This window comes from Variovorax sp. P2_H12 (genome assembly GCF_056403395.1).
This window is the reverse complement of the sequence record NZ_JBFUFO010000280.1, coordinates 1-387: the sequence shown is the minus strand read 5'-3', so window position 1 is coordinate 387 and position 387 is coordinate 1. Positions and strand designations below refer to the sequence as shown.

Annotated in this window: 1 protein-coding gene; it reads right to left on the bottom strand. The window is 70.3% G+C overall.

The features are described from left to right. Positions 1–175: 175 nt before the first annotated feature. On the bottom strand, positions 176–387 hold a 212-nt coding region (locus tag AC1DYK_RS36150; protein ID WP_478170647.1), incomplete at its 5' end, for a hypothetical protein.

The following is a 387-nucleotide window of genomic DNA, read 5'->3' as shown; positions in this document are numbered from 1 at the left end:
GATCGGCAGGGGAGCGCACGAAGGAACAGCACACACCGCCCGCCCAGACGCCCAGTGCTGCCTTCGGGCATGGCACTTCGACCACCTCAAGGCAGCCCTTGAAGCTGCCGAAGTGACCATGACGGCAACCAGCGGACCGGCTGGGGGGAAGATCCCGCCCGCGTCGGGGCGGCCTTCAGGCCGGGCGGCTCGCCGCCGCCGAGGCCGGTGCGAGGCGGGCTGCCGCGTGCCGGCCCAGGGCGTGGACCTCGTCGAGGGCCGGGTCCAGGGCGGTGACATCCTGTTGGAAGGCTTCCAGTCTCTCGGGGCCGGTGCAGATGCTGAGCAGCAGAGAGGTGAACGATTCCCAGGCGTCGGCTGGAGAGCGACGGCTGATGTATTCAGCGC